Here is a 25,420-nt window from a genome sequence, read left to right as displayed (position 1 = left end):
TTTTGCCGTGGTCAACGTGGCCGATCGTGCCGATGTTGACGTGCGGTTTCGTCCGTTCAAACTTTGCCTTTGCCATTGCGGCCCTCGTGGATTGGGGGGCCCATCTGAAAAAGGCCCGATCTACACGGGGGGCGACTTATCCATGATGGCGGGGAAAATCAAGCCTCACTTGGCAGCGGGGGCCGGGGTTTCCCCCGCAGGCGCGGGCGTTTCGGCAGGCGCAGGCCTGGATGCCTCCACCTCGGTCGGCTTTGTGCCGGGACGCGCCGGTTTCGGTGGCAAGCCGAACCATTCCGGGTTTTCCAGGAACCAGCCCTCAACCGCCTTGGCGGCATTGTAGGCCAGCGCTTCCATCTGCTGTTCGCGCGTCTTGGTCAGGCCGGTGCCGATCACATTGTCGCCGTCGAAGCTTTCGAAAATCGTGAGCTGCTTGCCTTCGGCGTTCAGCTTCTTGCCGGCAGCGTCATCCCAGACATTCGCCGTCACCACCAGCACCGATTTCGGCGCCGCAACCACCGGGATTCCGGGCGGGGCAAGCGCATAGGCTTCGACTGCGATGCCGATGTTATACACCTTGGTGCCTTCGTACCGGCCAAAGCGATCCGCCACGGCCTTTTTCATGGCGGCTTCCCATTCTTCGGGCGTGGCCGCGCGCGAAATCGGCACCTTCTGCACCTTGTCGGCCACCACGATATTGTGGCCCAGAACGAAATTCCCCAGATCGACCGGCGGTTCGGCCAGATCGTTGCGTGCGCAGGCGGCCAGCAGGCACAGGGCGGCAGTCAGGGCAAAGCGGCGCATCGGGGTCTCCATCCGGGGTGCCGGGTTGGCATAGCCGCTTGCTGCGCGCCGCGCAACGGGCCGCATTGGACAGCTGCGCCGGGCCGCCTATATCATAGGGTCAGAGGTGCCCGATGACAGCCGAGACACGCCTGCCCCCGCTGCCGGACCGTCCGCCCGAACGGCTGCCTATTGGTGTGCCCGTGCGGGTGCCCCTGCACAGTGCGCCCTTGGGTATCCTTGGGTCCTTTTGGGCCGGACGGCGCAATGTGCTGGAACTGATCCCCGAAATCGCCACCCATGCTCCGATCCTGTCCGGGGCAACCCCGCGCCGCTGGCATATGGTGATGGACCCCGAAGCGCTGAAACAGGTGCTGCGCGACCGGGTGGAGGATTACCCCAAAAGCGTGGTCACCAAGCTGATCCTGGAGCCGGGCATCGGTGACAGCCTGTTCATCGCCGAAGGGCAAAGCTGGCTCTGGCAGCGCCGCACGGCCGCGCCGGTCTTTGCCCATCGCCACATGGCCGCGCTTGGCCCGGTGATGACGGCCGCCGCAGAACGGGCGCTAGCCCGTATTGCCGCAGCAGGCCCCAGGGCGGTGAACCTGTTCGACGAAATGGTCACCACCACCTTCGAGGTGATCTCCGACGTGACCTTTGCCGGGGGCGAAGGTTTTGCCCGCGACGAAGTGCATCGCGCCATCGAACATTACATTTCCGGCACGGCGCGACTGTCGCTGTTCGATATTCTGGGCCTGCCCGCCTGGGTGCCGCGCCCGGGCCGCTTGCTGGCCCGGTCCTCGCTTGCCGACATGAAGCGTGTGGCAGACCGCGCGATCTAGGGGCGGCGCTTGACGGGCGCGCATCTGCCGCCCGACCTGCTGGACCTGCTGATGGCCGGATCAGACCCGGAGAGCGGGCGACAGATGACCACCGCGGAATTGCGCGACAATCTGCTGACCTTCATCGTGGCCGGGCATGAAACAACGGCGCTGACCCTGTCCTGGGCGCTGTATCTGTGCGCCTTCGATCCCGGCGTGCAAGACCTGCTGCGTGCCGAGGCGCAGGCGCAACTGCAAGGCCGGGTCGCTACGGCTGCGGATGTGGCCCATCTGCCCTACACCCGTGCTGTCATTGAAGAAACGCTGCGACTTTACCCGCCTGCGGGCTTTCTGGCGCGCACGGCGCGGGTGGCTGACAGGCTGTGCGGGCGCGAGGTGCGGCGCGGCGATACGGTGATGCTGCCGGTCTATGCGGTGCATCGCCACCATGCCCATTGGCCCGACCCCGACCGCTTTGATCCGACCCGCTTTCTGGACAAACGCCCCGAACGCTACACTTGGTTGCCCTTCGGCGACGGACCACGCATCTGCATCGGCGCGAATTTCGCCATGCAAGAGGCGGTGATCATCCTCGCGTCGCTGCTGCAGCGGTTCCGCTTTGCGCCCGTTCCGGGGCGTGATCCTCGGCCGGTCATGATCCTGACACTGCGGCCCGAAGGTGGTGTCTGGTTGACGGCCAGCGCGGTCTGAACCCATAGGGGCCGTGATCGGGATTTCCGGACCGGGTGAAAACGTCGCCCTCTGACAGGCATGTCGTTTTTGGCCAATTCGGGTCGGTCAGCATGGGTTATCGCGCCGCTTCCGTGGCATTCATGGGAAAATTCTTCAGCGCGCACGGAGTCGCCCATGAAAACCCATGTCAAAGCCCTTGTCGTCGGCGGTGGCGCCGTCGGGAACGGCATCGCCTATCACCTCGCCAAGGCCGGATGGGACACGATGCTGGTGGAACGTGACGAGCTGACCTCCGGCTCGACCTGGCACGCAGCGGGCCTGCTGCCGCTGTTCAACATGTCCTATGCCACCACCCATATCCACAAATACTCGGTCGATTTCTACAAATCGCTCGAGGCCGAGACCGGCCTGAATGCCGGTTTCGCCGTGGTGGGCAACCTGCGCATGGCGCAGCGTCAGGAGCGCATGGATGAATACATGCTCTACTCCTCGGTCGCCGAAACCGCCGGTGTGTATCACGAATTCCTGTCGCCCAAGGAAATGAAAGACCGCTGGCCGCTTCTGAACACCGAAGACCTGATCGGCGCGCTCTATCACCCGCAAGACGGCTATATCAACCCGGCCGACGTGACCCAGGCCATGGCAAAGGGCGCGCGTCAGCACGGCGCCACCATCGAGCGCAAGGTGCAGGTGGATGGCTACCGCTGGACCGGCTCGGAATGGGTCGTTTCCTGCACCCGCATGATCGAAAAGGGCGGCATGCTGATCCCGGGCGAAGAAAAGTTCGAGATCGTGGCCGAACACGTGGTCACCGCCACCGGCAACCACGCACAGCGCACTGCGCGCCTTCTGGGCGTGAAGATCCCGGCCATTCCGGTGGAACACCAGTTCATCGTGACCGAGCCCGATCCGATGCTGCAAGAGTTCCGCAAGAACAACCCCGAACACCCGGTTCTGCGCGACGCCGATGCCAAATGGTATGTCCGCGAAGAGCGCGGCGGCTGGATCCTTGGCCCCTATGAGGCCGGCGCGCCCGCCCGCTTCCTCTATGACGTGCCGGAATCGTTCCGCGCCGACCTGTTCCCGCTCGATCTGGAACGGATCGAGACGGAATACATGTCGATGATCCACCGCCTGCCCTCGTCGGAAACCGTGGGTCTGAAAGACGATTTCAACGGCCCGATCTGCTACACCCCCGATGGCAACCCGCTCGTGGGTCCGGTTCCCGGCCTGCGCAACATGTGGATCGCGGAAGGCTTCAGCTTCGGCATCACCGCCGCAGGCGGCACCGGGTATTACCTCGCCCAGATGATGGTGAATGGCGAAGCCGAGATCGACATGGCCTCGCTCGATCCGCGCCGCTATGGCCAGTGGATGACCACCGAATATGCCGCGCGCAAGAATGAGGAATGCTATGAGCACGTCTTCATCCTGCACCACCCCGATGAGGAGCGCGAGGCTTGCCGCCCGCTGCGCACCGCGCCTGCCTATGACCGCCAAAAGGACATGGGCGCGCAATTCGGCCAGGTGAACGGCTGGGAACGCCCGAACTACTATGGCCCGAAAGATGCACCCGCCTCCTTCGACCATGACGGCCGCTCGTTCCGCCGTGGCACCTGGTGGCCCTTCGCCAAGGCCGAGGCCGAGGCCGTGCGCTCGACCGTGGGCATCATCGACGCCACTGCCTTCACCAAGCATCTGGTGCGTGGCCCCGGCGCGACCGCCTTCCTCGACCACTTCACCTGCAACAAGCTGCCGACCGTTGGCCGCATCAACCTGACCTATGCGCTGACCGATCACGGCACCACCCGCACCGAATACACCATCGTGCGGCTGAAGGAGAATGAGTACTACATCATCTCCGCCGGTGCCTGGACCTCCTATGACAGCGACTTCCTGCTGAAATCGGCGGAAGATTTCATGGGCAATGGCGGCGGCTATGTCGATATCCATGACGTGACGACCCAATGGGGCGTCTATGCGCTGGCAGGCCCGAATGCCCGCGCCCTGCTCAAGGACATCGTCAAGGACGCCGACCCGGAAACCGTGTTGTCGAACAAGCGCTTCCCCTGGCTCAGCTACCGCGACATCGAACTGGGCATGTGCCCGGTCCGCGCGGTGCGCGTGGCCTATACGGGCGAGCTGGGTTGGGAACTGCACTACCCGATCGAGTTTGGCCGCTACCTGTGGGATCTGATCTGGTCGGTGGGCGAAAAGCACGGCCTCAAGGGCGTGGGTGCGCGCGCCCAGAACTGGCTGCGTCAGGAGAAATCTTACCGCGCCTTCGGCAACGAGCTCGGCCGTGACGCGACCCCGCTGGAAGCAGCCCTCGACCGCTTCGTGGACCTGTCGAAAGACTTCCGTGGCAAGCAGGCCATGCTCGACACCGGCGTGCGCTTCAAATGCGTCACCGTGCTGATCGACGGCCCGGCAGATGCCGATCCGTGGGGCAAAGAGGCCATCCTGAAAGATGGCGTCAAGGTGGGCCGCCTCACCTCCGGCGGCTGGTCGGTCGCCTTCAACAAGCAGATCGGCATGGGCTATGTCAGCCCCGAACTGGCCGAGGTCGGCACCAAGCTGAAGGTAAAGATGCTGCGCCAGGAATGGGATGCCGTGGTGGTGGAAGACAGCCCCTTCGACCCCAAGAACGAGCGCATCCGCGTCAACGGCTAACGGCCCTGACCGAATGGAAAGGCGCGCCCTCCCCGGCGCGCCTTTTACTTTGGTGGATTGCACCTTACCGCACGGTGCCGCATCCTGTGTGCATGTACCCCCTGCCCCAACTGACCACCGCGCGCCTGACCCTGATACCCGTCACCCCGGCGGATGAGGCAGAGTTGGCCGGGCTGGAAACTGACCCCGAAGTGATGCGCCATCTGGCTGGGGGCGATTACCTGAAACCGCGCGGCACTGAACCCGAGGTTCTGGCAGCGCGCTTGCGCACGGATGGGGCGTTCATCGGCTGGTTCGCGCTGTTTGACGACGGCGTGGTCAAAGGGCTGCGTCAGGGCGAACTGGGCTATCGCCTGCACCGCGCCTTCTGGGGGCAGGGGTTGGGCAGCGAAGGGGCAAGGGCATTGGCCGATCAGGCCCTGACCTGGCTCGGCTTTGATCTGCTGCGTGCCGAAGTGGCCACAGCCAATACCGGATCGCGCCGGGTTCTGGAAAAGGCGGGGTTCGCTCTGGCAGGCCCGGTCTGCCAGGATGAACTGGCCTATGAACGGCGCTGATACGCCGTTCACGCCTTTTGCGCGCACCTATGGTTTCAGGGCTGGGCGCGGCGGGCCAACCAATCGGCCCATTCCCCCTGATTTCCGGCAAAGACGTTGATATCGACCTCGCCCGCAATGCCCGGGATCAGGCCGGTTGAGGTGTATTGCCAAAAGGCCCAATGCTGACCGGGATAGCGATCCGACGGATGCGCCGCGACCGACCGCAGCCAGAAGTCAGTGCCCCGCAACTTCCACATCTGGTTGTCTTCGTAGAAATCCACCGTGGTATACAGGATCGGCGCCGTGCCGTAATGGCGGGTGAACAGGCGGATCAGCACCTCGGCGTCGGCGCGAATTTCCGCCGCCGGGCGGCGGATGGTGCAGGTCGGGCTGTCGGGTGTCCATTCCATGTCGATCACCGGGGGCAGATCACCCGACCGGCGCGGCACATTGCGGAAGAACCACGCCGCCTGCTCTTCCGGCGCCCGGCAATGATAGAAGAAGTGATAGGCCCCGCGCCGCACGCCCGCCCGGCCCGCGCCGCGCCAATGGCTGTCGAACATTTCGTCCACCCGGTCGCCGCCCTCGGTCGCCTTGATGAAGGCGAAGTTCACCCCGTTGGCCCGCGCCGTGGCCCAATCCACCGATTTCTGGAACCGCGCGACATCAATGCCATGAACAGGATGGCGGTTGCGCGCGATTGCAGTTTCAGGATGCGGGTCGGCATCCCCGAAATTCGGGGCCACCACCGCGGACGGGGCCACGGGCGCAACAGGAGCAGAGCGCCCACCGCCCCCGCCACAGCCCGCCAGAAGGGAAAGCGACAGCAGGACAGCTAGGGGCAAGCGCATGACAACCTCAAGTGAATGCGAAACAATTGCCGCCATACTTGCCGATCCAAGGCCGATTGTCACCGGGATAACGACAGTTGAAGTCAGCCCGCCAGCTCATCCCAGCAGGCCAGCGCATGACCGGCATACATGACCGCCGGGCCACCGCCCATCTGCACCGCCATGGCCAGAACATCGCCCAGTTCCTCGCGCGAGCCGCCCGCCTTCATCAACGCCTCGACATGGAAATTGATGCAAGGTTCGCAGCGCAGCACGATGGCCATGCCAAGGGCGATAAACTCTTTCTGCTTCACATCCAGCGGGCCATTATCTTTGGCCGCCTTGGACAGCGCGCCAAAGCCCGCCATCGCCTCGGGGATCAGCTTGTTCATCACGCGCAATTCGTTGCGCATTTCGGTGATCTTGTCCTTGTAGGCCATCCTGCCCTCCGTTCTCTGACCGCAGAGGGGTGGCATGGCATCAGGGATGCGGCATTGATGTATGTCAAATCTTGAATATGACTGCAGCAAGATTGTTGGCGGGCATCTGGTGCCAATCCACGCCGCAGCCCTGTGCTTCAAGCCGCGCGGTGATCCAGGCCTGATCCTTGTACCCGATGGCCGGGTCTTGCGCCCGCAAGCTGGCATCAAGGGCCGCGTCACCCGGGCTGGTGGCAAGGCCATCGCGCAGAAATGGCCCATAGACCAGGGCCCGCCCCTGCGGGGCCAGAACGGCGGCGATCCCGTTCAGCGCAGCGGTGCAGGCGGGTTCGGGGATCAGATGCAACAGGTTCACCAGCAGCACCGCATCCCACTGCCCCCAACCGCCTGCCCAGCCCGGCTGCCCGGCATCAAGCAGGCGCGGCGAAAGAACCCGGTCCTGCCCAGTGGCCCATGCGGTGATTGAAGCAAAGCGTTCCGCCGTCACATCCGTGGGTTGCCATGTCCAGCCCGGCAGCGCATCGGCAAAGGCGCGGGCATGTTGGCCAGTGCCGGACGCAATCTCCAGCATGCGACCCTCGGCGGGCAGGGTTGCGCGCAGCAGATCAAGGATCGGCCCTGCATTGCGGCTGGCCGAGGCGGCGGTGATCCGGCCATCCGGCCCGGGCTGCGCCCCGCTGTCGGGCAGGGTGAGTGTCATGCAAAACGCTCCGGCGAAAGCCGATCAGCCAGGGCCACCCCCACGCCGGGCGGGCGCCCCGCCAGCAGATCGACCACCAGCCCGGCCATGGCGGGCGAGGTCTGGAACCCATAGCCACCCTGCCCCGCCAGCCAGAAGAAATCGGGCTGCCGTAGATCGCGGCCTACCACCGGCACCCGGTCGGGCGCGAAGGTGCGCAACCCCGCCCAATTGGCAATCAGCCGGGTCACGGGTTCGGTCACGCGTTCTTCATAGCGGGCGAGACCCTCGGCCAGTACCATGTCATCGGCCCAGGCATCATGCGGGGCCTGCGGGTCTTCCTCGGCCGGGCTGACGATCAGGGCACCGGCATCGGGCTTGGCATACCAGCTTTCCCCGCAGCCAAAGATCATCGGCCAGCGGCTGACATCATGGCCACCCGGCGCCGGAATGCGGGCCATCGACCGCCGATAAGGGGTAAAGCCCAGCGGCGAGATACCGGCCATCTGCGCGATCTCGTCAACCCATGCCCCGGCGGCATTGATCAGGGTGCGGCCCGTCACCTCGCCCTGTTCATGCACCACCCGCCAATGCCCGGCCTCTCGCGTGATCGCCCGAACCCTTGCCCGGGTCAGCAGCGCGCCCCCCGCAGCCCGCAGCCGCTTTTGGTGGGTCTGCAGCAACAGATCGGTGTCGATATCCCAGGCATGCACGCCATAGGCCACCTGCGCCACCGTGTAGGGGTTCAGGATCGGCACCATGGCCTGCGCCTGCGCAAAGGGGATGCGGTCGAGATGAAAGCCGGTCACATCGCGATCAAACTCTGCCGCCTGATCGGCCCCGGCCAGCACCATCAGCCCCCTGTCGGACAGGATGCCCGGCATGGCACGGAACGCCGCCTCAGAGGCCAGCGACAGTTCGACCACCGGCGGCAGGCCATAGCGCGGCTCATACAGCGCGGCAGAGCGGCCCGAGGCATGATGCGCCGGATGCGCCTCGGCCTCCAGCACGGTGACAGACCCCAGTTGCGCCAGCTCGGCGGCGGCAGACAGGCCGGCAATGCCCGCCCCGATTATCAGAAAATCCTGTGTCATGCCGCGCAGCGTGGCACGCCGCGACGGCGCAGAAAAGGGGCCCAGCACGCTTTCGTCATATAAAAAGATCGGGATACCCTGCCATCAGACCCGACCTTGAAAGCGGCATTGGGGGTGCTGGCACAAGAATACCAACGTCAGACATGAAAGGCCGGTCGTTCCAGAATTTCAACGTTTCTACGACTCGCTGCAAAAGCTAATGTGGCGCATCGTGTCGATCCGCCGCCGCTCAGGCAAAGTAAGAAACCCTTTAAACGAGAGGCCCGGAATTCGGCAGGTGCCTTCCCCAAATGCGCTCCCGAACAACAAGGCCCGCCTGTTCAGGCGGGCCTTGTCCGGTCATGTCAGGCGCATCACTTCGGAATGTCGCCGGTGATGCCTTCGACGTAGAAGTTCATGCCCAGCAGATCGCCATCCGGCGCGGTGGCGCCTTCGGCCAGCCAGGGGCTGCCATCCTGTTTGTTGATCGGCCCGGTGAAGGGGTGATAGGTGCCCGCCGCGATGGCGTCGCGCATCGCCTCGGCCTCGGCCTTCACATCGGCGGGCACGGCATCGGTGATTTCACCGATCAGCACTTCGCCGCCCTTGATGCCTTCCCAGGCATCCGCCTGTGCATAGGTGCCATCCAGCAGCGCGCCCACACGCTTGACGTAATAGGGACCCCAATTGTCGATGATCGACGACACGCGCGGGCTGGGCTTGTAATCGGCCATGTCCGATGCCTGACCAAAGCCGATCACGGCGCCATTGGTCTTGGCCGCTTCGGCCAGCGGGGCGGTGCTGTCGGTATGGCTGGCGATCACATCCACGCCCTGATCGATCAGCGCCTTGGCCGCATCGGCCTCTTTCGCCGGATCGAACCAGGTGAAGGCCCAGACGACGCTCAGTTCGACATTCGGGTTCACCTTCTTGGCATGCAGGTAATAGCTGTTGATGCCCATCACCACCTCGGGGATCGGGAAGGACCCGATGTAACCGATCTTGTTGGATTTGGTCATCTTGCCCGCGATATGGCCCTGCACCGCCCGGCCTTCATAGAAGCGCGCATTATAGGTGCTGACATTGGGATGTTCGCGTTTGAAACCGGTGGCATGTTCGAACTTCACATCGGGGAACTTGGCCGCAACCGCATTGGTCGGGTCCATGTAACCGAAAGAGGTGGTGAAGATGATGTCACAGCCGCCAAGCGCCATCTGGGTCAGCACGCGTTCCGCATCAGCGCCTTCCGGCACGTTTTCCTGCCACTGGATTTCGACCTTGTCACCAAAGGCCTTCTGCACATCCAGCGCGCCCTGATGATGCTGGAAGGTCCAGCCGCCATCGCCGATCGGCCCGACATAGACGAAGCAGGCCTTGGTCTTGTCCTGGGCCAGCGCCGCCGCACCGGAGAAAGCCATCGACAGGCCAAGGGCCGCCGAGGCCAGAAGATGTCTGCGTTTCATTCGTTTACTCCCTGTTGGGCCTTGCGCCCTGTTGCAGTCCCGCGCCCGCTCAGCGGGCGGCATGAAAGTTCTGTCCCAGACAGGCCGGGGCATTGAGCGCCGCCCGCCCCCGGCCTGACGACATGATGACCAGTACCAGAATGGTTATCAGATAAGGCGACATCGACAAGTACTCCACCGGGATGGCCGACCCCGCCGCCTGCAGATTGAGCTGCAGCACCGATATGCCGCCGAAAAGCCAGGCACCCAGCAAGACCCGCCACGGCCGCCAACTGGCAAAGACCACGATGGCCAGTGCGATCCAGCCCGCGCCGGCGGTGATGCCATCGGTCCATTGCGGCACGCGGATCAGGCTGACATAGGCCCCGCCCAGCCCCGCCAACGCCCCGCCGAACAGAATGGCCATCACGCGGATGCGCCGCACCTTGTAGCCAAGCGCATGGGCGGCGTCATGGCTTTCGCCCACGGCCCGCAGGATCAGCCCGGCGCGTGTGCGCCGCAGGGCAAGCCATATCCCCGCCACGATCAGCACCGACAGATAGACAAGCGGATCATGCGAAAACAGCACGGTACCCAGAACCGGCAGATCGGCCAGCGGACCAAAGGGCACATCCCCCATCACCGGGGGCTTGATGCCCACATAGCCCTGTCCCAGCAGCGATGACAGGCCAAGACCGAACAGCGTCAGCGCAAGCCCCGCCGCAACCTGATTGGCCAGCAGATACTGTGTCAACACCGCAAAGACGAGGCTGAGTAACGCGCCACCAACCGCACCGCCCAGGAAGCCCAGGGTCGGGCTGCCGGTTTCCACGGCGGTGATGAAGCCCAGCACTGCCCCCATAATCATCATGCCCTCGACCCCAAGGTTCAGCACCCCGGCCTTTTCCACCACCAATTCGCCCACCGCGGCCAGGGTGATCGACACCGAAGCCACCAGCAACGACGCGATCAGCAGCGTCGGATCAATGCCACCGAACATCACGCATGCCCCCCTTGCGTCAGACGGATTCGGAAATTGGTCAGAACATCACAGGCCAGCAGGAAGAACAGCAACATTCCCTGAAAGGCCTGAATCGCCGCTGAAGGCAGACCCAAATTGGTCGAGGCCATCTCGCCGCCGATATAGGTCAGGGCCATCAGGAACCCCGCCAGCAGAATACCCAGCGGATTGAGCCGCCCCAGAAAGGCCACGATGATCGCGGTGAATCCGTAGCCCACATTGAAATCGATGCTGATCTGCCCAGCTGGGCCCGTCACCTCGAACAGACCCGCCAGCCCGGCCAGCGCGCCCGCTATGCCCATGCACAGCACGACCAGCCGCTCGGGGATGACACCGGCAAAGCGCGCGGCGCGCGGCGCCTGCCCTGCCACTTCGATCTGAAATCCAAGGATATGGCGCTTGAGCAGCACATAGGCCGCCACCACAGCCGCCAGCGCCGTCACGCCCCCCCAATGCAAACCGCTGCCCGCAATCAACTCGGGATTGGCCGCCGCAGGATAGCTGCTGAAATTGCGGCTGCCGGGAAAGCCCATGCCCTCGGGGTTCTTCAGAAACCCGGTCGAGGCCATGGCCAGTATCGTCTGCGCCACATAGACCAGCATCAGCGAAACCAGAATTTCATTGGTATTGAAACGCGTCTTCAGGATGGCCGGGATCATCGCCCAGGCCCAGCCGCCCAAAGCCCCGGCCACCACCATCACCGGAAAGATCAGCCGGCTTTCCGTCGGAAAGGCCGCAAGCCCGACCGCCGCACCGCAGATCGCCCCCATGATATACTGGCCTTCTGCGCCGATGTTCCAGATCCCCGCCCGGAACCCAAGGCTCAACCCCAAAGCAATCAGGATCAGCGGCCCCGCCTTCACCAGCAATTGCCCGCGCAAATACCAGGCAAATTCGCCAAACAGCGGGTCCCAGAAGATCGTCCGGATCGCCACCAAAGGGTCCTTGCCCAGGGCCGCAAACATCAACCCGCCCGCCAGCATGGTCAGCACCACCGCGAGCACCGGCGTCATGCGTTCCCAGAACACCGAAGGCGAGGGGCGTTTTTCCAACCTCAGCATGCATCTCCCCCCGTTTGGCCTTTATCCTGGCCCAAATATCCTCGGGGTGTCCGGGGAGCAGACGGCCCCCCGGCCTGTGTCAAATGCGCCTCAGCCTGCATGATGCGCCACCTCCATCCCATGTGCCCCGCCCATCATCAGGCCGATCTCGTCCACCGTCAGCCCCTCCACCGGGCGTGGTCTGGTCAGCCGCCCGCCATTCAGCGCGGCAAAGCTGTCGGCAATTTCCAGCAATTCATCCAGATCCTGGCTGATCACCACGACCGCAGCCCCGGCAGCCGCGCAATCCAGGATGGCCTGCCGGATCGCCGCCGCAGCCGCTGCATCCACCCCCCATGTGGGCTGGTTGATCACAATCACGCCGGGGTTCTGCATCAATTCGCGCCCCACCACGAATTTCTGCAGATTGCCCCCCGACAGCGCCCGCGCGGCGACATGCGCGCCGGGCGTCCGCACGTCAAAGCGCTCGATGATCGCCTTGGCAAAGGCTTCGGTCTTGCTCCAGTCCACAAACCCACGCGCAACCAGCCCCTGCCGCACCGCGCCCGACAGAAGGGCATTTTCGGTGAGGCTCATGTTCGGCGCGGCAGCATGGCCCAGACGTTCCTCGGGCGCGGCCACCAGCCCGGCGCGGCGCCGGTCTTGCGGTCCCAGATCGCCCACGGGTCGGCTGTCGATGCGCACCCGGTCGGGCGCGGTGCGGATCTCGCCCGACAAGGCCAGCAGCAATTCATCCTGACCATTGCCCGCAACCCCGGCAATCCCCAGCACTTCGCCCTTGGCGACGGTAAAGCTGATGTCCTTCAGGCTTGTGCCAAAGGGGATCGGGCTGTCCACCGACAGATCGCTGACCCCCAAAGCCACCGCTCCCTTGGCGCCGGGCCGCCGTTCCGGCGGCGTCAGGGTCGCGCCCACCATCATCTCGGCCAGTTCACGAGCAGTCTTTTCGCGCGGCGTGCAGGTTGCCACCACCTTGCCCCGGCGCAGGATCGTCGCCTCGTCACACAGACTGCGAATCTCTTCCAGCTTGTGGCTGATATAGAGGATCGAGGTGCCCTCGGCCTTCAGCTGCCGCAGGGTCTGGAACAGGATTTCCACTTCCTGCGGCGTCAAAACGCTGGTGGGCTCGTCCATGATCAACAGCTTGGGCGATTGCAGCAGGCAGCGGATGATTTCCACCCTTTGCCGTTCGCCTGCCGACAGATCGCCGACCATGCGGCCCGGGTCCAGCGGCAGGCCATATTCTTCGCTGACCGCGCGGATGCGGGCCGCCAACTCGCGCATTGGCGGCGGGGTTTCCATGCCAAGCGCCACGTTCTCGGCCACATCCAGCGCCTCGAACAGGCTGAAATGCTGAAACACCATGCCCACGCCGGCCCGCCGCGCTTCAGAGGGCTGGGTCGGCGCATAATCGGCCCCGCGCCAGCGCATATGGCCCTGATCGGGTTTCACCAACCCGTAGATCATCTTCACCAGCGTCGATTTTCCGGCACCGTTTTCGCCCAACAGGGCATGAACCTCGCCTTCCCTGATGGTGAAGGACACGTCACTATTGGCCACGACACCGGGATAGGCCTTGGTGACCCCCTCGATGCGCAGCAATTCGCCCCCGTTTGTCATACCGCCCGTTCCCCGTGGCTTGTTATGGACTTGCGTTCTTGCAGTAGCGCCAGAGCAACCCCGAGGGCAATCGCCTGCGGGTGCTTGCCCAAACCCTTGTCGCCAATCGGGCAACGCAGGCGCGAAATTTCAGCGTTGGAATGCCCCAGATCACGCAACCTTGCCCGAAACCGCGCCGCTTTCGTATCCGATCCGATCACCCCCAGCCCGGCATGGCCGCGCGCCATGATCCGGTGGCAGAGGTCAAGATCCAGCGCATGCGACCAGGTCAGCACCAGATGTTCCGCCGTCACCGGCGCGTGCGACACCAACCGCGCCGGATCGGCAGCAGGCACCACAATCACCCCGTCGGGCGGCGTATCGGGAAAGCGGTCAGGGGCGGTATCGACCCAGGTGATCGCCAGATCAGGCAGCGGTGCCAGCACCCCCACCAGGGCCCGGCCCACATGGCCCGCCCCCCAGACCCAGACATGGCGCATGGGCTGCGCCACCGGCTCTACCATCCAGCCCTGAACCAGTTGCGCCACAGGCCGTTCGCCCCGCGCCCGGGCGCGATCCAGCAAGCGTTTCACCGCCAGCGGCATCGGGCGATCTTCTACCGCCCGCGCCACCACATCCTCGGGCAGGGCCGCCCCTGCGACGAACAGTTCGGACAGCAGCACGACGGCCCCGCCGCAGCATTGCCCGATGCCCGGACCCAGCGGCACCCGGTCCAGACGTCGCGCCATGCCATCGGCCAGCATGTCCCGCGCCCGGGTCACCGCCATATGCTCCAAAGCGCCGCCCCCGATGGTGCCCTCCTGCCCCTCGGCCCAGACCAGCATCGCTGCCCCGACCCCGCGCGGCGATGATCCCTGCACTTCGGCCAGAACCACCCGCACCACGCGGCCATGCCGGGCCAGTGCGGCCAGCAGACCGGCGCGATCAAATCCCGGCTCAGCCATGGCGTTGCCTTTGCACGGCCCACAAGACCCGCTCGGCCGTCGCGGGCGCATCCAGCGCCGGATAGACCGATCCGTCGCCACAGGCGGCGATGGCATCCGATAGGGCCAGAAAGGCGGAAATGCCCAGCATGAAGGGCGGCTCGCCCACGGCCTTGGATTTGCCCACCGCATCGGCCGGATTGGCCTTGTTCCACAGGGCCACATTGAACACCGGCGGCCGATCGGAACAGGCAGGAATCTTGTAGGTGCTGGGCGCATGGGTCGCCAGACGGCCCTTGCCATCCCAGACCAGTTCTTCAGTGGTCAGCCAGCCCGCCCCCTGCACATAGGCCCCCTCCACCTGCCCGATATCCAGCGCGGGGTTCAGGCTCGTGCCGGTGTCATGCAACAGATCGGCGCGCAGGATGCGGTTTTCGCCGGTCAGCGTGTCGATCACCACCTCGGTCACCGCCGCGCCATAGGCGAAGTAATAGAAGGGCCGCCCCTGCCCCTTCGTCCGATCCCAGCTGATCTCGGGCGTGGCATAGAACCCGGTGGCCGAGAGCGAGATCCGCGCCTGATAAGCCCAGGCCACCACCTGTTCAAAGGCGTAATCCGCGCCCGCCACCCAAACCCGGCCCTCTGCGAACCGCACGCTTGCCGCATCGGCCTGATGCTTGCCCGCGATGAAATCGGCCAGACGCGCGCGCAGGGTCAGGCAGGCCGCCTCGGTCGCCTTGCCATTCAGGTCCGCCCCGCTGGAGGCCGCGGTGGCCGAGGTATTGGGCACCTTCGAGGTATCGGTGGCGGTGATCTTCACCCGATCCATCGCCACCCCGAACACCCCCGCCGCAACCTGCGCCACCTTCTGGAACAGGCCCTGCCCCATCTCGGTGCCGCCATGGTTCAGTCGGATCGAACCATCCTGATAGACATGCACCAAGGCCCCTGCCTGATTGAGCCAGGTCAGCGTGAAGGAAATCCCGAACTTCACGGGCGTCAGCGCAATCCCGCGCTTCAGGATGGGCGAGGCGGCATTCCAGCGCGCAATCTCGGCCCGACGTGCAGCATAGTCCGAACGCCGCTCCAGATCGTCCAGCAGGTCGCGCAGCACGAAATCGACCACCGGCATCCCGTAATGCGTGGTCTGCACCGCCGGCCTGGGCGAGAACGCCCCGCCGAACCGATGCCCCGTCCCCGGCGCCTCTGCCTTGAACGTCCCCGCCTTCATCTGTTCAAAAATATCCTCGGGGGGGATGGGGGGGGCGGAAAGCCCCCCCTGCGGCATCTCCGCATAGAAATTCCGCCGCCGCACCAGCACGGGGTCCAGCCGCAGCACATGGGCGATATGATCCACCACCCGTTCTGCCCCGATCACCCCTTGCGGGCCACCGAACCCGCGATAGGCGGTGGCGCTTTGCGTATGGGTCTTCAGGCGGTGGCTTTCGATCCGCACATGTTCCAGATGATAGGCATTGTCGGCATGCAGCATCGCGCGATCGGCCACCGGCAGGCTCAGATCCTGGCTCCAGCCGCAGCGGAACAGATGCTGGTACTCGACGCCCTTAATCACCCCCTGCGCATCGAACCCGACGCGGTAACGGATCACCAGATCATGCCGTTTGCCGGTGATCATCATGTCGTCGTCGCGATCATAACGCATCTTGCAGGGGCGGCCCGTTGCGCGGGCGGCCATTGCACAGGCGATGGCCAGCGCATTGCCCTGGCTTTCCTTGCCGCCAAACCCGCCGCCCATGCGCCGCACCTCGACACGGACTGCACTCATGGGCAGATGCAGGGCATGGGCGACCTTGTGCTGGATTTCGGTCGGGTGCTGGGTCGAGGAATAGATGACCATATCCCCGCCCTCTTGCGGCAGGGCGGCGGCGATCTGGCCTTCCAGATAGAAATGTTCCTGTCCGCCGACCGAAAACTCCCCTTCCACCACATGCGGGGCAGTGGCAATCGCAGCATCGGCATCGCCCCGGGCCCAGATCACCGGACCCTGCTCAAAGCGGCTGTTGGCGGCCAGCGCCTGATCCACCGTCAGGATCGCGGGCAACTCGGCATAGGTGACGCGCCCCAGCCGGGCCGCGCGCCGGGCGGCCAGATGGGTTTCGGCCACGACCAGAAACACCGGCTGGCCCACATAATGCACCCGCCCCACCGCCAGCAGCGGTTCATCCTGGGCCGAGGGCGAACAATCCGGCATGTCGGGCCAGTCTTGCGCCGAAAAGACCGCGATCACGCCGGGGGCCGCACGAACGGCAGACAGGTCGATTGCGGTGATATCGCCATGCGCGCAGGCCGAAAGGCCAAAGGCCAGATGCGCCGTATTGGCTGGCAGCGGGATATCATCGGTATAGCGTGCCTGTCCGGTCACATGCAGGGCGGCTGCGTCATGCGGCAGGGATTGGCCAATGGTCATGCCCGCACCTCCTGAACCGAAACGGCATCCCCCGCCAGATCGGCGGCGTAGCGGATCAGCATGTTGCGCGCGGCCTCCAGCCGGTAATCGGCGCTGGCGCGCATGTCGGACAACGGGGTGAAATCTTCGGCAAAAGCCGCGCGGGCGGCGGGCAGGGCTGCCTTCAGGTTCTGGCCCAACAGCGCCGCCTCAACTGCGCGGGCGCGTTTGGGCACCCCGGCCATGCCGCCAAAGGCGATCCGGGCTGTGATGACGCGCCCCTCGTCAAACGTCAGGTTGAAGGCCCCCAGCACCGCCGAGATATCCTGATCGAACCGCTTCGACAGTTTGTAGATGCGCAGCACCGGCGCATGGGCGGGGATGGTCACCGCTTCGACAAATTCACCGGGGCGGCGGTCCTGCTTGCGGTAATCCAGAAAGAACTCCTCCAGCGCCATGCTGCGGCGGGCATCGCCTTGCCGCAAATGCAGCACGGCCCCGAGCGCGATCAATGCCGGCGGCCCATCCCCGATGGGCGAACCATTGGCGATGTTGCCGCCGATGGTCGCAGCATTGCGCACCTGTTCGCTGGCAAAGCGGGTCAGCATGGCCGAGAAATGGGGGTGGCTTTCGGCAAGGGCTGTGCGCAGATCGGTCAGTGTGACGCCCGCGCCGATGCGCAGCTGATCGCCCTGTCGGTTGATCTGTTTCAGATCGGCAATGCCATTCAGGAAAATCGGCATCGGCAGATCGCGCAGCTGTTTGGTCACCCAAAGCCCCACATCGGTCGCCCCCGCGATCAGGGTTGCTTCGGGATGGGCGGCATAAATCCGGGCCAGATCGTCACTGGTGGTCGGGTGATGCGCCGCATCTGCCAAGGTCTGGCCTGCGTCAGGATCGGCATCGGCGGCAATCCAGTCAGGGACGGCTGCGCCCGCGGCAGCCTCGGCGGCGCGGATGATCGGGGCATAGCCGGTGCAGCGGCACAGGTTCCCCGCCAGCACCACGTCATGATCGTGCCGCCCCTGCGCATGGGCCGTGGCCATCGAGGTGATGAAGCCCGGCGTGCAGAATCCGCATTGGCTGCCGTGATGGTCGATCATGGCCTGCTGAACCGGGTGCAACTGCCCCTCCGGGCCTGCGATCCCTTCCACCGTCCGCACCGCCTTGCCCTGCAACTGCGGCAGGAACAGGATGCAGGCATTGAGAGCGCGCGGCCCGGCCGCATCGGTCACCATCACCGTGCAGGCCCCGCAATCACCTTCGTTGCAGCCTTCCTTGGTGCCGGTCAGGCCGCGCGTTTCGCGCAGGTAATCCAGCAATGTCCGCGTGGGCGCTTCGCCCGACACGCGGATCGGCGTTCCGTTCAAAAGAAACGCGATCTCGGTCATGTCTCAACCCGCCGCCTTCTCCCCATTCGGCTGATGTCTGCCCGCCCGATGCGGCGTAAAGCGGCCAGACGCCCTGTTCTTGTCTTTCTTACAGAAGACGCGGGCCGGGGCGCCATGGCAAGCATTACCTTTCTGCCAAAGCCGAAAGCAGTTTCAAGGCATGCCGAACAATCAGGCAGCGTCAGGTGGTTTCTGCCCTGCGCAGGGGCAGCGCGATGCCGCAGCCCCGATCGCCGGGCCGGGCAAACCCCTTGCAATGCCCCGGCCCTTCGCTTATCTGGGCCTCGAGAGGTTGGCGCGGGCGAGCGCCTCGCCAACCCGGTCAGGTCCGGAAGGAAGCAGCCGTAACGAGCCCCGCTTGGGTCGTTGTCAGCCTCTCACCCTTTCCCCGCATGCGCGCATTACGGACTGCAGGGCGAGAGGTTACCGGTCGCCGTCAAGGAAATCGGCCTCAACTTCGGTGACATCCACCCCCATCGCCTCCAACCCGGCCTCCAGATTTTCGGCCAGATGCGGCATGCCGGTCAGATAGACCTCGGTCGGGGTGCTGCGCTCCGCCCAGGCCGTATCGACCGCATCTTCGAAATCCTCGGGTTCGAATGCGCCGCGCCCGACCCAGGCCAGCGCCACCAGATGCGCCTGTTCATCTTCATTCAGACCGGCAATGAAGGCCCGCAATTCCTCTTCGGCCATGCGCCCTTCGCGGGTCTGATAGATGATGTGAACGACCTTGGCCGGGCTGATTTCTAGCATGGGGCGACTCCTTTTCGCCTGTGAAGTTTGCGCCCCGGGCCTGCCCATTGCAAGCGCGCAGCACGCAGCACCCGTTGGTCAAGCCGTTCGGATCAGGCCGGGGCGCGCAGAAGGCCCAGCGCGGCCTGCAGATCATCCTCAGTCATGTTGCGGCCAATCACCACGATCCGGCTGGTGCGATCGGTTCCGCGCCAGCCCTCCAACCGGATGGGCGGATCGACGATATGTTGCACGGCGTGCAGCGCAAAGGGGGCGTCATGGCCCTGCACCCAGAGCAATGCCTTCATCCGCAGGATATCGGGGCCGCGCAGTGCCAACAGGGTATCCAGAAAGAACTCCAGCATCATCGGATGTACCGGCGTGTCGATCCTTGCCGAAACGGCGGTTACCGTTCCGTCATGGCGCGGCAGGGGTGGGGCAAAGGCGGCTCCCAGCAGGCCGGTCTCTGGCGCGGCAGCAAAGGGGCGCAGGGGCAAGGCAGGCGCGGAAAGAAGCCAGTCTTCCGCCCCGATGGCTGCATCCGGGACGCCATGGCCAAACAACGCCGCCAGATCCATCTGCGGCCCCGCAACATTCTGCCGGGCCAAGGGGGCCAACCGCGCAAGCCGCGCCTGAAAAGCGCCCAAGGCCAGCGGCGTGACCCGATCAGCCTTGCTGATCACCAGCACATCGGCCATGGCAACCTGTGCGAGCGCCTCGGGCACCCGGTCCAGCCCCGCAGCCCCCAGGGCCGCATCGCAGACTGTCACCACACCATCCAGCCGGATGGTCTGCGCCAGTGCCGGTTCCACCATCAGCGTGTGCAACACAGGCGCGGGATCGGCCAGCCCGGTGGTCTCGACCACCAGCCGATCAAAGGTCAGCTGACCCGCCGCGCGCTTTGCCAGCAGGTCGGTCAAGGCCGTGATCAGATCGCCGCGCAGGGTGCAGCACAGGCAGCCCGAGGCCAGCAGGACCATATCCTCAACCGTGCCGATGATCAGATCGTGATCCAGCCCCATTTCGCCAAATTCATTCACGATCACCGCAATACGCCCCCCTGCCCCGCCGGCAAGAATCCGGTTGAGCAGCGTGGTCTTGCCGGCCCCGAGTGCGCCGGTCAGCAGGGTCAGGGGGATATGGTCGGTCACGGCGGCCTCAATTAATGTTATATCATAACATTATTCTGCACCTGCCTTCGCGGCAAGCCCAGTTTTCCGCCGCACCGCGGCAAAAAAGCTGGTTAAAGACGTCAAACCCCCTAAAGTCCGGCGCAGAAGGCACAGGAAAGGATATCCGATGAACATCACCTGGCTTGGCCATTCCGGCTTCCGCATCGAAATCGAACAGGCCGTCCTGCTGATCGACCCCTGGCTCGATGGCAATCCGCTGTTTCCCGCCGAAGGCCGCGCAGCGGCGCTGGCGGGCGCAACCCATGTGCTGCTGACCCACGGCCATGGCGATCATTCCGGCTCGGCCCTGGCGATTGCCAAGGAATGTGGCATCCCGCTGGTGGGCAGCTATGACATGATTTCCTTCTGGGAAACCGAGGCCGCCGTGCAGGGCATCGGCTTCAACAAGGGCGGCACGGTCACCCTGGGTGGGGCGCGGGTAACGATGGTCAACGCGACCCATTCGTCATCCATCCCCGGCCAGCATGGCCCGGTCTATGCCGGGGGCGAGGCCGGTTTCATGATTTCGGGCGAAGGGCATACGATCTATGTGTCGGGCGATACCGATATCATGGCCGATATGGAATGGATGGCCGAATATCATCAGCCCGATATCGGCATCTTGTCGGCGGGTGGCCATTTCACGATGGACATGAAGCGTGCCGCCTTTGCCGCGCGCAAGTATTTCAACTTCACCACGGTCATTCCCTGCCATTACCGCACCTTCCCGATTCTGGCGCAGGACGCGTCGGAAATGCGGGCGGGCCTGCCCCCGAATGTCGAGGTGATCGAACCGCAGGTGCTGGAACCCATCCGGTTCTGACGCGTTTTCGTCCTTGCAGCCCTGCCTGACGACAGGCACCCTGTCCATGACGGCAGGCCTTGGGACACAGCAAAGACATGAGACCCCATGACAACCGCGCCTGGTGGCTGATGCTGCCGGCGCTGGCCATTCTGGCCATCGTGGGCGCATTGCCGCTGCTGGCGGTCATCAACTATGGCTTCCATGACATCTTTACCCTGCGCGATGTGCATTGGGTGGGGCTGGAATGGTTCACGACCATCCTGCAGTCAGACCGGTTCCTCGCCTCGCTCGGGCGCAGCCTGCTGTTTTCAACGCTCGCCCTTGCGATTCAGGTGCCGCTGGGCATTTCTGTGGCACGGCTGCTGGTTGGCCTGCAGCGCGGGGCGATCTGGGGGCTGATGCTATGCGCCCTGCCGCTGGTGGTGCCCTGGAACATGATCCCGATGCTATGGCTGGGCCTGATTGATCCGCAGGGCGGGTTGATCGGCCCCGGGCTTGCCAGCCTTGGCTTTGACCCCAAGTTCACGGCAATCCACACTTGGGCGCTGCTGCTGGTGATGGACACCTGGCATTGGCTGGGCCTGGTGGTCGTGCTGGCCTATGCCGGTCTGGCCGCAATCCCCCCTGCCTATCGGCAGGCCGCAGCCATTGATGGCGCCTCGCACTGGGCCGTCTTTCGGCATATCGAACTGCCGCGCCTGTCTGGTGCGCTGTCCATCGTGCTGCTGCTGCGCTTTGTGGACACGTTCATGATCTATACCGAGGCTTTCGCAATCAATGCCGGGGGGCCGCAGGATGCCACCCGCTTCCTGTCGCTGGAACTGGGTGAAGAGATCAAGGGTTTCTCCTATGGTCAGGCTGCGGCACGGGCGACCCTGTATTTCCTGATCGTTCTGGCTGTGGTCTGGGCCTTTGTCCTGGCCAGCCGCCGCCCCGAAAGACCCGCATGACACGCGCGCTGACCGCCATAGCCCTGCTGGCCTTGGCCGCTTTCATCCTTGCCCCACTGGCGCAGGCGGTGCTGCTCAGCTTTACCGCGACATTGCCGCGCGACGGGCTGGCCGAAGGCACGCTTGGCCTGATGAATTACCGTGCCGTTCTGGCCGCCCCCGAATTGCGCGCAGCCATGGTCAATTCGGCGGCCTATGTGCTGATGAATGTGGCGCTGTGTCTTGGGGCGGGCCTGCCTGCGGCCTATGCTCTGGCGCGGTTCCGCTTTGTGGGCGACCGCCATTTGCTGCTGGCGCTGCTGGTGTTTCGGGTAACCCCGCCGGTCGTGCTCTCGCTGCCGATCTTCATCCTGTTTTCGCATCTTGGGCTGGTGAACAGTCCGCTGGGCATTGCGTTGGTCCATGCGCTTTTCAACCTGCCGGTCACGATCTGGATTCTGGAAAGCTTCATCCGCGCCGTTCCCCCGGAATTTGATGAAACCGCCTTTCTGGATGGCCATTCGGGCCTGTCCTTCTTCCTGCGGCACCTGTTGCCGCAGATTGCGCCCGGTCTTGGGGTGGCGGCCTTCTTCTGCTTCATCTTTTCCTGGGTCGAGGTGGTCTTTGCCCGTATCCTGACGGTTACGGCAGGCAAGCCGATCACCATGGCCATTCAAGCCATGTTCAGTTTTCAGACCGATATGGGCCAGGTCATGGCCATGACCTGCCTGTCGCTGCTGCCCGGGATCGCGATGATCTGGCTGGTGCGCGACCATATCGCCCGGGGCTTCACGCTGCAGGCCTAGGTGATGCGGTTCTAGCTGCCGGTCTTGCAGGCGCTGTTGCCATATTTAGCCGAACAGGCGCGCGCAGCGCAGCTTTCGATCTGCACATTGCGCCGGCTGGAATTCACATCCACCGTTTCAACCGTGGTATAGGGAATTTCCTGTGTCCGCATTTCGGCCACGCAATTCTGAACATTGCCGTTGGTGGTGCAGGTGGTCCGGCCAGTCGGCACCTGGATATAGCGCACCCGTTCCACCAGCTGCCGTTCATAGCGCGGCGGGATCTTCTGCAGCCATTCGGCTTCGCAGATCGACCGTTCGGCCCGGTATTCGGGGGTGCCGCAGCCCGCGATCAGGGCCAGAACAGGAAGCAGGATCAGCGCGGGGCGCATGACGGATATCCTCTTGAAGTGGTGCCTGCATCAAGCGATCCGCCGCCGGATTCGTCAACCCCGCACCCTAACCGCCACGCCTCGGCGCGAAAAACTCCACCAGCAGGTCCGATGCCTCCTGTTCGGCCAGACCATCGTAGACTTCCGGCACATGATGGCATTGCGGGTGGGAAAAGACCCGCGCGCCGACTGCGACACCACCCGATTTCAAGTCCGCCGCCCCATAGTACAGCCGGGCAATGCGCGCCGCCGCAATAGCCCCTGCGCACATCGGGCAGGGTTCCAGCGTCACATAGAGATCATGGCCGGTCAGCCGTTCCTGACCCAACAGGCGGCAGGCGGCACGGATCGCCAGCATTTCGGCATGGGCTGTGGGGTCGTTCAATTCGCGCGTGCGATTGCCCGCCTGCGCAACCACCCGCCCCCCCGGAGCCACCACGACAGCGCCCACCGGCACCTCGCCGCGCGCGGCTGCCGCCCGCGCCTCGGCCAGCGCCACCTGCATGAATGACCGGAATCCGCTCACCGATTGCCCTTTCCGCCCCGAACCCGTATCCTTGTCCGTTGAACAACTATCCTCGGGGGTCCGGGGGCAGACAGCCCCCGGGGGCCTCCGCCCGCAACATCCCGCAACATGCCGGGAAACCCATGGCCGAACAAGCAAAACCCAAATCCCCCGCGCCCGCAGCGCCCGAAGGCGAACGGATCGCCAAGGTGCTGTCACGCGCCGGTGTCGCCTCGCGCCGCGAGGCGGAGCGGATGATCGAACTGGGCGAGGTCAAGGTGAATGGCAAGGTGATCACGTCACCGGCGCTGAATGTCACCGCAAAGGACCGCATCACCGTGAACGGCCAGCCGCTGGCCGAACGCGAACCGGCCCGGCTCTGGCTGTATTACAAGCCCGACGGGCTGGTCACCACCAATGCCGATGAAAAGGGCCGCGACACGATCTTTGATCATCTGCCGGAAGACCTGCCCCGGGTGATGACGATCGGGCGGCTTGACCTCAATTCCGAAGGCCTGTTGCTGCTGACCAACGACGGCGCGCTGAAGCGGCGGCTGGAACTGCCCTCGACCGGCTGGCTGCGCAAGTACCGCGTGCGCATCCATGGCAACCCGACCGACCCGGATTTCGAACCGCTGCGCCGCGGGATCGAGGTGGATGGCGAAAGGTTCCAGCCCATGCAGGTGGTGCTGGACCGGATTCAGGGGTCGAATGCCTGGGCCACGGTCGGCCTGCGCGAAGGCAAGAACCGCGAAATCCGCCGGGCCATGTCGGCCATCGGGCTGATCGTGAACCGGCTGATCCGGGTGTCTTATGGCCCCTTCCGGCTGAACGATCTGGAACCGGGCGAGGTGGTCGAGGTGAAGGGCCGCATCCTGCGCGATCAGCTTGGATTTGATCCAGACAGCGACGAAGTGCCCGCCCCGCGCAGCGAGGCCAAACCCACCCGCAGCCGAGCGCCGCGCACGCCCAAGACCGGCAGCGCCAGTGCGGGTGCCGCCCTTGCCCGCTCGGCCGACCGGTTTCTGGAAAGCATCGAAAAGGGGCGCCCGGCGCGCAAGGCCGATGCGGCAGACGGGGCCGAGCGTCCACGCAGCAAGACCGCCCCGCGCCCTGCGGCCCCCAAAGCCGATGCTGCGCGCAAGACGACACCGCGCCCCGCCGCTCCGGCAAGGGATGGGGAGGCCGCGCGCAGCGGCAAGACCTTTGGCACCGCGCGCCGCATCGCCTCGGCACGGGATGAAGATGCGGCCAAACCCGGCGGGCGCAGTGCAACATCTGCCCGCCGCAGCGCCCCCGCCCGCGACGAGGACGCACCGCGCAGCAGCAAACCCGCCAGCCCAACACGGCGCAGCGCGGCGCGCGATCCCGATGCGCCCCGCGCGCCCTCGCGGGCGGCAAAGCCCGCACCGCGCAAACCGGCCCCCGACAGCGCAGGCGGCCCGCGCCCGAAACCGCCCGCCAAGCCCGGCCCGCGCAAACGCTGATCTGGCCGCGACTGCGCACCCGCAAGGGGGGGAAGGCCCCATAGATTTTCCCCGCGGCAAGGCTGGCATGGCAGCCGGGCCTCGCCTATAGTCAAAAGGCTGGGCTTTTCAACTGCTCCAGCCTGACCTGACCGGAGGCCCGATGCCCGCATCCGCCCTGCCCATGATCGGCTTTGCCCTGCTGGCTGGCCTGATCCTTTATGTCACCTTCGGCGGCGGG

At 64.9% G+C, this 25,420-nt stretch carries 22 protein-coding genes, 1 other RNA gene and 1 pseudogene; 8 read left to right on the top strand and 16 right to left on the bottom strand.

What is annotated here, in order from left to right; genetic code table 11:
- Positions 1 to 165: 165 nt before the first annotated feature.
- Entirely contained in the window at positions 166 to 801 is a 636-nt protein-coding gene (locus V6590_RS10125; protein WP_335422498.1) for a hypothetical protein, read from the bottom strand.
- 113 nt (positions 802 to 914) lie between these two features.
- Between V6590_RS10125 and V6590_RS10120 the strand changes: the two are divergent.
- The 3 genes and pseudogenes from V6590_RS10120 to V6590_RS10110 all read left to right on the top strand — a co-directional run bounded on the left by V6590_RS10120 (position 915) and on the right by V6590_RS10110 (position 5,524).
- Positions 915 to 2,312: pseudogene (locus V6590_RS10120) on the top strand (cytochrome P450).
- A 156-nt stretch (positions 2,313 to 2,468) separates the two neighbouring features.
- A complete protein-coding gene (locus tag V6590_RS10115; RefSeq protein WP_335422496.1) occupies positions 2,469 to 4,967 on the top strand; it encodes a GcvT family protein in 2,499 nt (832 codons plus the stop codon).
- 92 nt (positions 4,968 to 5,059) lie between these two features.
- Positions 5,060 to 5,524 carry a GNAT family N-acetyltransferase gene (locus V6590_RS10110; protein WP_335422494.1) on the top strand — a complete coding sequence of 155 codons (465 nt, stop codon included), beginning with the start codon at positions 5,060 to 5,062 and terminating at the stop codon, positions 5,522 to 5,524.
- A gap of 35 nt (positions 5,525 to 5,559) precedes the next feature.
- Here V6590_RS10110 and V6590_RS10105 read toward each other — a convergent pair whose 3' ends face one another.
- The 11 genes from V6590_RS10105 to xdhA all read right to left on the bottom strand — a co-directional run bounded on the left by V6590_RS10105 (position 5,560) and on the right by xdhA (position 18,393).
- Positions 5,560 to 6,357 carry a glycoside hydrolase family 25 protein gene (locus V6590_RS10105; protein ID WP_335422492.1) on the bottom strand — a complete coding sequence of 266 codons (798 nt, stop codon included), beginning with the start codon at positions 6,355 to 6,357 and terminating at the stop codon, positions 5,560 to 5,562.
- A gap of 83 nt (positions 6,358 to 6,440) precedes the next feature.
- The gene (locus tag V6590_RS10100) at positions 6,441 to 6,776 is read right to left on the bottom strand and encodes a carboxymuconolactone decarboxylase family protein (RefSeq protein WP_335422490.1); all 336 of its coding nucleotides are present in this window, start codon (positions 6,774 to 6,776) and stop codon (positions 6,441 to 6,443) included.
- A gap of 64 nt (positions 6,777 to 6,840) precedes the next feature.
- Entirely contained in the window at positions 6,841 to 7,476 is a 636-nt protein-coding gene (locus V6590_RS10095; RefSeq protein ID WP_335422488.1) for a DUF938 domain-containing protein, read from the bottom strand.
- On the bottom strand, positions 7,473 to 8,549 hold the full coding sequence (locus tag V6590_RS10090) for an NAD(P)/FAD-dependent oxidoreductase (protein ID WP_335422486.1): 1,077 nt from the start codon (positions 8,547 to 8,549) through the stop codon (positions 7,473 to 7,475). The genes V6590_RS10095 and V6590_RS10090 overlap by 4 nt, the downstream gene beginning before the upstream one ends.
- A gap of 353 nt (positions 8,550 to 8,902) precedes the next feature.
- Positions 8,903 to 9,991 (bottom strand): BMP family ABC transporter substrate-binding protein, encoded by a 1,089-nt coding sequence (locus tag V6590_RS10085; protein ID WP_335422483.1) that lies wholly within the window; start codon positions 9,989 to 9,991, stop codon positions 8,903 to 8,905.
- A gap of 49 nt (positions 9,992 to 10,040) precedes the next feature.
- A complete protein-coding gene (locus V6590_RS10080) occupies positions 10,041 to 10,970 on the bottom strand; it encodes an ABC transporter permease (protein ID WP_335422481.1) in 930 nt (309 codons plus the stop codon).
- Positions 10,970 to 12,052: an ABC transporter permease gene (locus V6590_RS10075; protein WP_335422480.1), complete on the bottom strand. Its 1,083-nt coding sequence runs from the start codon at positions 12,050 to 12,052 to the stop codon at positions 10,970 to 10,972. The genes V6590_RS10080 and V6590_RS10075 overlap by 1 nt, the downstream gene beginning before the upstream one ends.
- Positions 12,053 to 12,142: 90 nt before the next feature.
- On the bottom strand, positions 12,143 to 13,672 hold the full coding sequence (locus V6590_RS10070) for an ABC transporter ATP-binding protein (protein ID WP_335422477.1): 1,530 nt from the start codon (positions 13,670 to 13,672) through the stop codon (positions 12,143 to 12,145).
- Complete coding sequence (gene xdhC / locus V6590_RS10065; RefSeq protein ID WP_335422475.1) at positions 13,669 to 14,616, bottom strand: xanthine dehydrogenase accessory protein XdhC; 948 nt, start codon at positions 14,614 to 14,616, stop codon at positions 13,669 to 13,671. The genes V6590_RS10070 and xdhC overlap by 4 nt, the downstream gene beginning before the upstream one ends.
- Complete coding sequence (xdhB, locus tag V6590_RS10060) at positions 14,609 to 17,023, bottom strand: xanthine dehydrogenase molybdopterin binding subunit (RefSeq protein ID WP_335422473.1); 2,415 nt, start codon at positions 17,021 to 17,023, stop codon at positions 14,609 to 14,611. Before xdhB ends, xdhC begins: the two co-directional genes overlap by 8 nt.
- Entirely contained in the window at positions 17,020 to 18,393 is a 1,374-nt protein-coding gene (gene xdhA / locus V6590_RS10055) for a xanthine dehydrogenase small subunit (protein WP_335422470.1), read from the bottom strand. The genes xdhB and xdhA overlap by 4 nt, the downstream gene beginning before the upstream one ends.
- Positions 18,394 to 18,678: 285 nt before the next feature.
- Between xdhA and ffs the strand changes: the two genes are divergently transcribed.
- Positions 18,679 to 18,776: signal recognition particle sRNA small type (ffs, locus tag V6590_RS10050), an RNA gene on the top strand.
- A gap of 40 nt (positions 18,777 to 18,816) precedes the next feature.
- Here the strand turns inward: ffs and V6590_RS10045 are convergent.
- Together V6590_RS10045 and V6590_RS10040 are read right to left on the bottom strand one after the other, a co-directional pair.
- Complete coding sequence (locus tag V6590_RS10045) at positions 18,817 to 19,146, bottom strand: DUF3775 domain-containing protein (protein WP_335422468.1); 330 nt, start codon at positions 19,144 to 19,146, stop codon at positions 18,817 to 18,819.
- 92 nt (positions 19,147 to 19,238) lie between these two features.
- Positions 19,239 to 20,276 carry a CobW family GTP-binding protein gene (locus tag V6590_RS10040; protein ID WP_335422467.1) on the bottom strand — a complete coding sequence of 346 codons (1,038 nt, stop codon included), beginning with the start codon at positions 20,274 to 20,276 and terminating at the stop codon, positions 19,239 to 19,241.
- Between the two features lie 148 nt (positions 20,277 to 20,424).
- Here V6590_RS10040 and V6590_RS10035 point away from each other — a divergent pair, with 148 nt between their 5' ends.
- The 3 genes from V6590_RS10035 to V6590_RS10025 all read left to right on the top strand — a co-directional run bounded on the left by V6590_RS10035 (position 20,425) and on the right by V6590_RS10025 (position 22,837).
- The gene (locus V6590_RS10035) at positions 20,425 to 21,120 is read left to right on the top strand and encodes a metal-dependent hydrolase (RefSeq protein ID WP_335422465.1); all 696 of its coding nucleotides are present in this window, start codon (positions 20,425 to 20,427) and stop codon (positions 21,118 to 21,120) included.
- A 77-nt stretch (positions 21,121 to 21,197) separates the two neighbouring features.
- Entirely contained in the window at positions 21,198 to 22,052 is an 855-nt protein-coding gene (locus tag V6590_RS10030) for a carbohydrate ABC transporter permease (RefSeq protein WP_335422464.1), read from the top strand.
- The gene (locus V6590_RS10025) at positions 22,049 to 22,837 is read left to right on the top strand and encodes a carbohydrate ABC transporter permease (protein ID WP_335422462.1); all 789 of its coding nucleotides are present in this window, start codon (positions 22,049 to 22,051) and stop codon (positions 22,835 to 22,837) included. Before V6590_RS10030 ends, V6590_RS10025 begins: the two co-directional genes overlap by 4 nt.
- An 11-nt stretch (positions 22,838 to 22,848) precedes the next feature.
- Here V6590_RS10025 and V6590_RS10020 read toward each other — a convergent pair whose 3' ends face one another.
- Both V6590_RS10020 and V6590_RS10015 read right to left on the bottom strand, forming a co-directional pair.
- Complete coding sequence (locus tag V6590_RS10020; protein WP_335422460.1) at positions 22,849 to 23,208, bottom strand: hypothetical protein; 360 nt, start codon at positions 23,206 to 23,208, stop codon at positions 22,849 to 22,851.
- 67 nt (positions 23,209 to 23,275) lie between these two features.
- Positions 23,276 to 23,713, bottom strand: coding sequence for a nucleoside deaminase (locus V6590_RS10015; RefSeq protein ID WP_335422527.1), 438 nt, complete (start codon positions 23,711 to 23,713; stop codon positions 23,276 to 23,278).
- A gap of 143 nt (positions 23,714 to 23,856) precedes the next feature.
- On the opposite strand from V6590_RS10015, the gene V6590_RS10010 reads away from it, so the two are divergent.
- Complete coding sequence (locus V6590_RS10010; RefSeq protein ID WP_335422458.1) at positions 23,857 to 25,200, top strand: pseudouridine synthase; 1,344 nt, start codon at positions 23,857 to 23,859, stop codon at positions 25,198 to 25,200.
- Positions 25,201 to 25,420: the final 220 nt, after the last annotated feature.

This window comes from Gemmobacter denitrificans, from assembly GCF_036964905.1.
Lineage (GTDB): Bacteria > Pseudomonadota > Alphaproteobacteria > Rhodobacterales > Rhodobacteraceae > Gemmobacter > Gemmobacter denitrificans.
Note: the sequence above shows the minus strand (reverse complement) of the source record. Positions and strands in the feature narration are given on the sequence as shown.

Bases quoted from the DNA above. Each gene is read 5' to 3' on its own strand.
- V6590_RS10035 (WP_335422465.1), top strand. From the start codon at position 20,425: ATGAACATCACCTGGCTTGGCCATTCCGGCTTCCGCATCGAAATCGAA.
- V6590_RS10110 (WP_335422494.1), top strand. From the start codon at position 5,060: ATGTACCCCCTGCCCCAACTGACCACCGCGCGCCTGACCCTGATACCC.
- V6590_RS10115 (WP_335422496.1), top strand. From the start codon at position 2,469: ATGAAAACCCATGTCAAAGCCCTTGTCGTCGGCGGTGGCGCCGTCGGG.
- V6590_RS10070 (WP_335422477.1), bottom strand. From the start codon at position 13,672: ATGACAAACGGGGGCGAATTGCTGCGCATCGAGGGGGTCACCAAGGCC.
- V6590_RS10125 (WP_335422498.1), bottom strand. From the start codon at position 801: ATGCGCCGCTTTGCCCTGACTGCCGCCCTGTGCCTGCTGGCCGCCTGC.
- V6590_RS10045 (WP_335422468.1), bottom strand. From the start codon at position 19,146: ATGCTAGAAATCAGCCCGGCCAAGGTCGTTCACATCATCTATCAGACC.
- V6590_RS10025 (WP_335422462.1), top strand. From the start codon at position 22,049: ATGACACGCGCGCTGACCGCCATAGCCCTGCTGGCCTTGGCCGCTTTC.
- xdhC (WP_335422475.1), bottom strand. From the start codon at position 14,616: ATGGCTGAGCCGGGATTTGATCGCGCCGGTCTGCTGGCCGCACTGGCC.
- V6590_RS10090 (WP_335422486.1), bottom strand. From the start codon at position 8,549: ATGACACAGGATTTTCTGATAATCGGGGCGGGCATTGCCGGCCTGTCT.
- V6590_RS10020 (WP_335422460.1), bottom strand. From the start codon at position 23,208: ATGCGCCCCGCGCTGATCCTGCTTCCTGTTCTGGCCCTGATCGCGGGC.
- V6590_RS10075 (WP_335422480.1), bottom strand. From the start codon at position 12,052: ATGCTGAGGTTGGAAAAACGCCCCTCGCCTTCGGTGTTCTGGGAACGC.
- V6590_RS10080 (WP_335422481.1), bottom strand. From the start codon at position 10,970: ATGTTCGGTGGCATTGATCCGACGCTGCTGATCGCGTCGTTGCTGGTG.
- V6590_RS10105 (WP_335422492.1), bottom strand. From the start codon at position 6,357: ATGCGCTTGCCCCTAGCTGTCCTGCTGTCGCTTTCCCTTCTGGCGGGC.
- V6590_RS10095 (WP_335422488.1), bottom strand. From the start codon at position 7,476: ATGACACTCACCCTGCCCGACAGCGGGGCGCAGCCCGGGCCGGATGGC.
- V6590_RS10030 (WP_335422464.1), top strand. From the start codon at position 21,198: ATGAGACCCCATGACAACCGCGCCTGGTGGCTGATGCTGCCGGCGCTG.
- V6590_RS10100 (WP_335422490.1), bottom strand. From the start codon at position 6,776: ATGGCCTACAAGGACAAGATCACCGAAATGCGCAACGAATTGCGCGTG.
- xdhB (WP_335422473.1), bottom strand. From the start codon at position 17,023: ATGACCATTGGCCAATCCCTGCCGCATGACGCAGCCGCCCTGCATGTG.
- xdhA (WP_335422470.1), bottom strand. From the start codon at position 18,393: ATGACCGAGATCGCGTTTCTTTTGAACGGAACGCCGATCCGCGTGTCG.
- V6590_RS10015 (WP_335422527.1), bottom strand. From the start codon at position 23,713: ATGCAGGTGGCGCTGGCCGAGGCGCGGGCGGCAGCCGCGCGCGGCGAG.
- V6590_RS10010 (WP_335422458.1), top strand. From the start codon at position 23,857: ATGGCCGAACAAGCAAAACCCAAATCCCCCGCGCCCGCAGCGCCCGAA.
- V6590_RS10085 (WP_335422483.1), bottom strand. From the start codon at position 9,991: ATGAAACGCAGACATCTTCTGGCCTCGGCGGCCCTTGGCCTGTCGATG.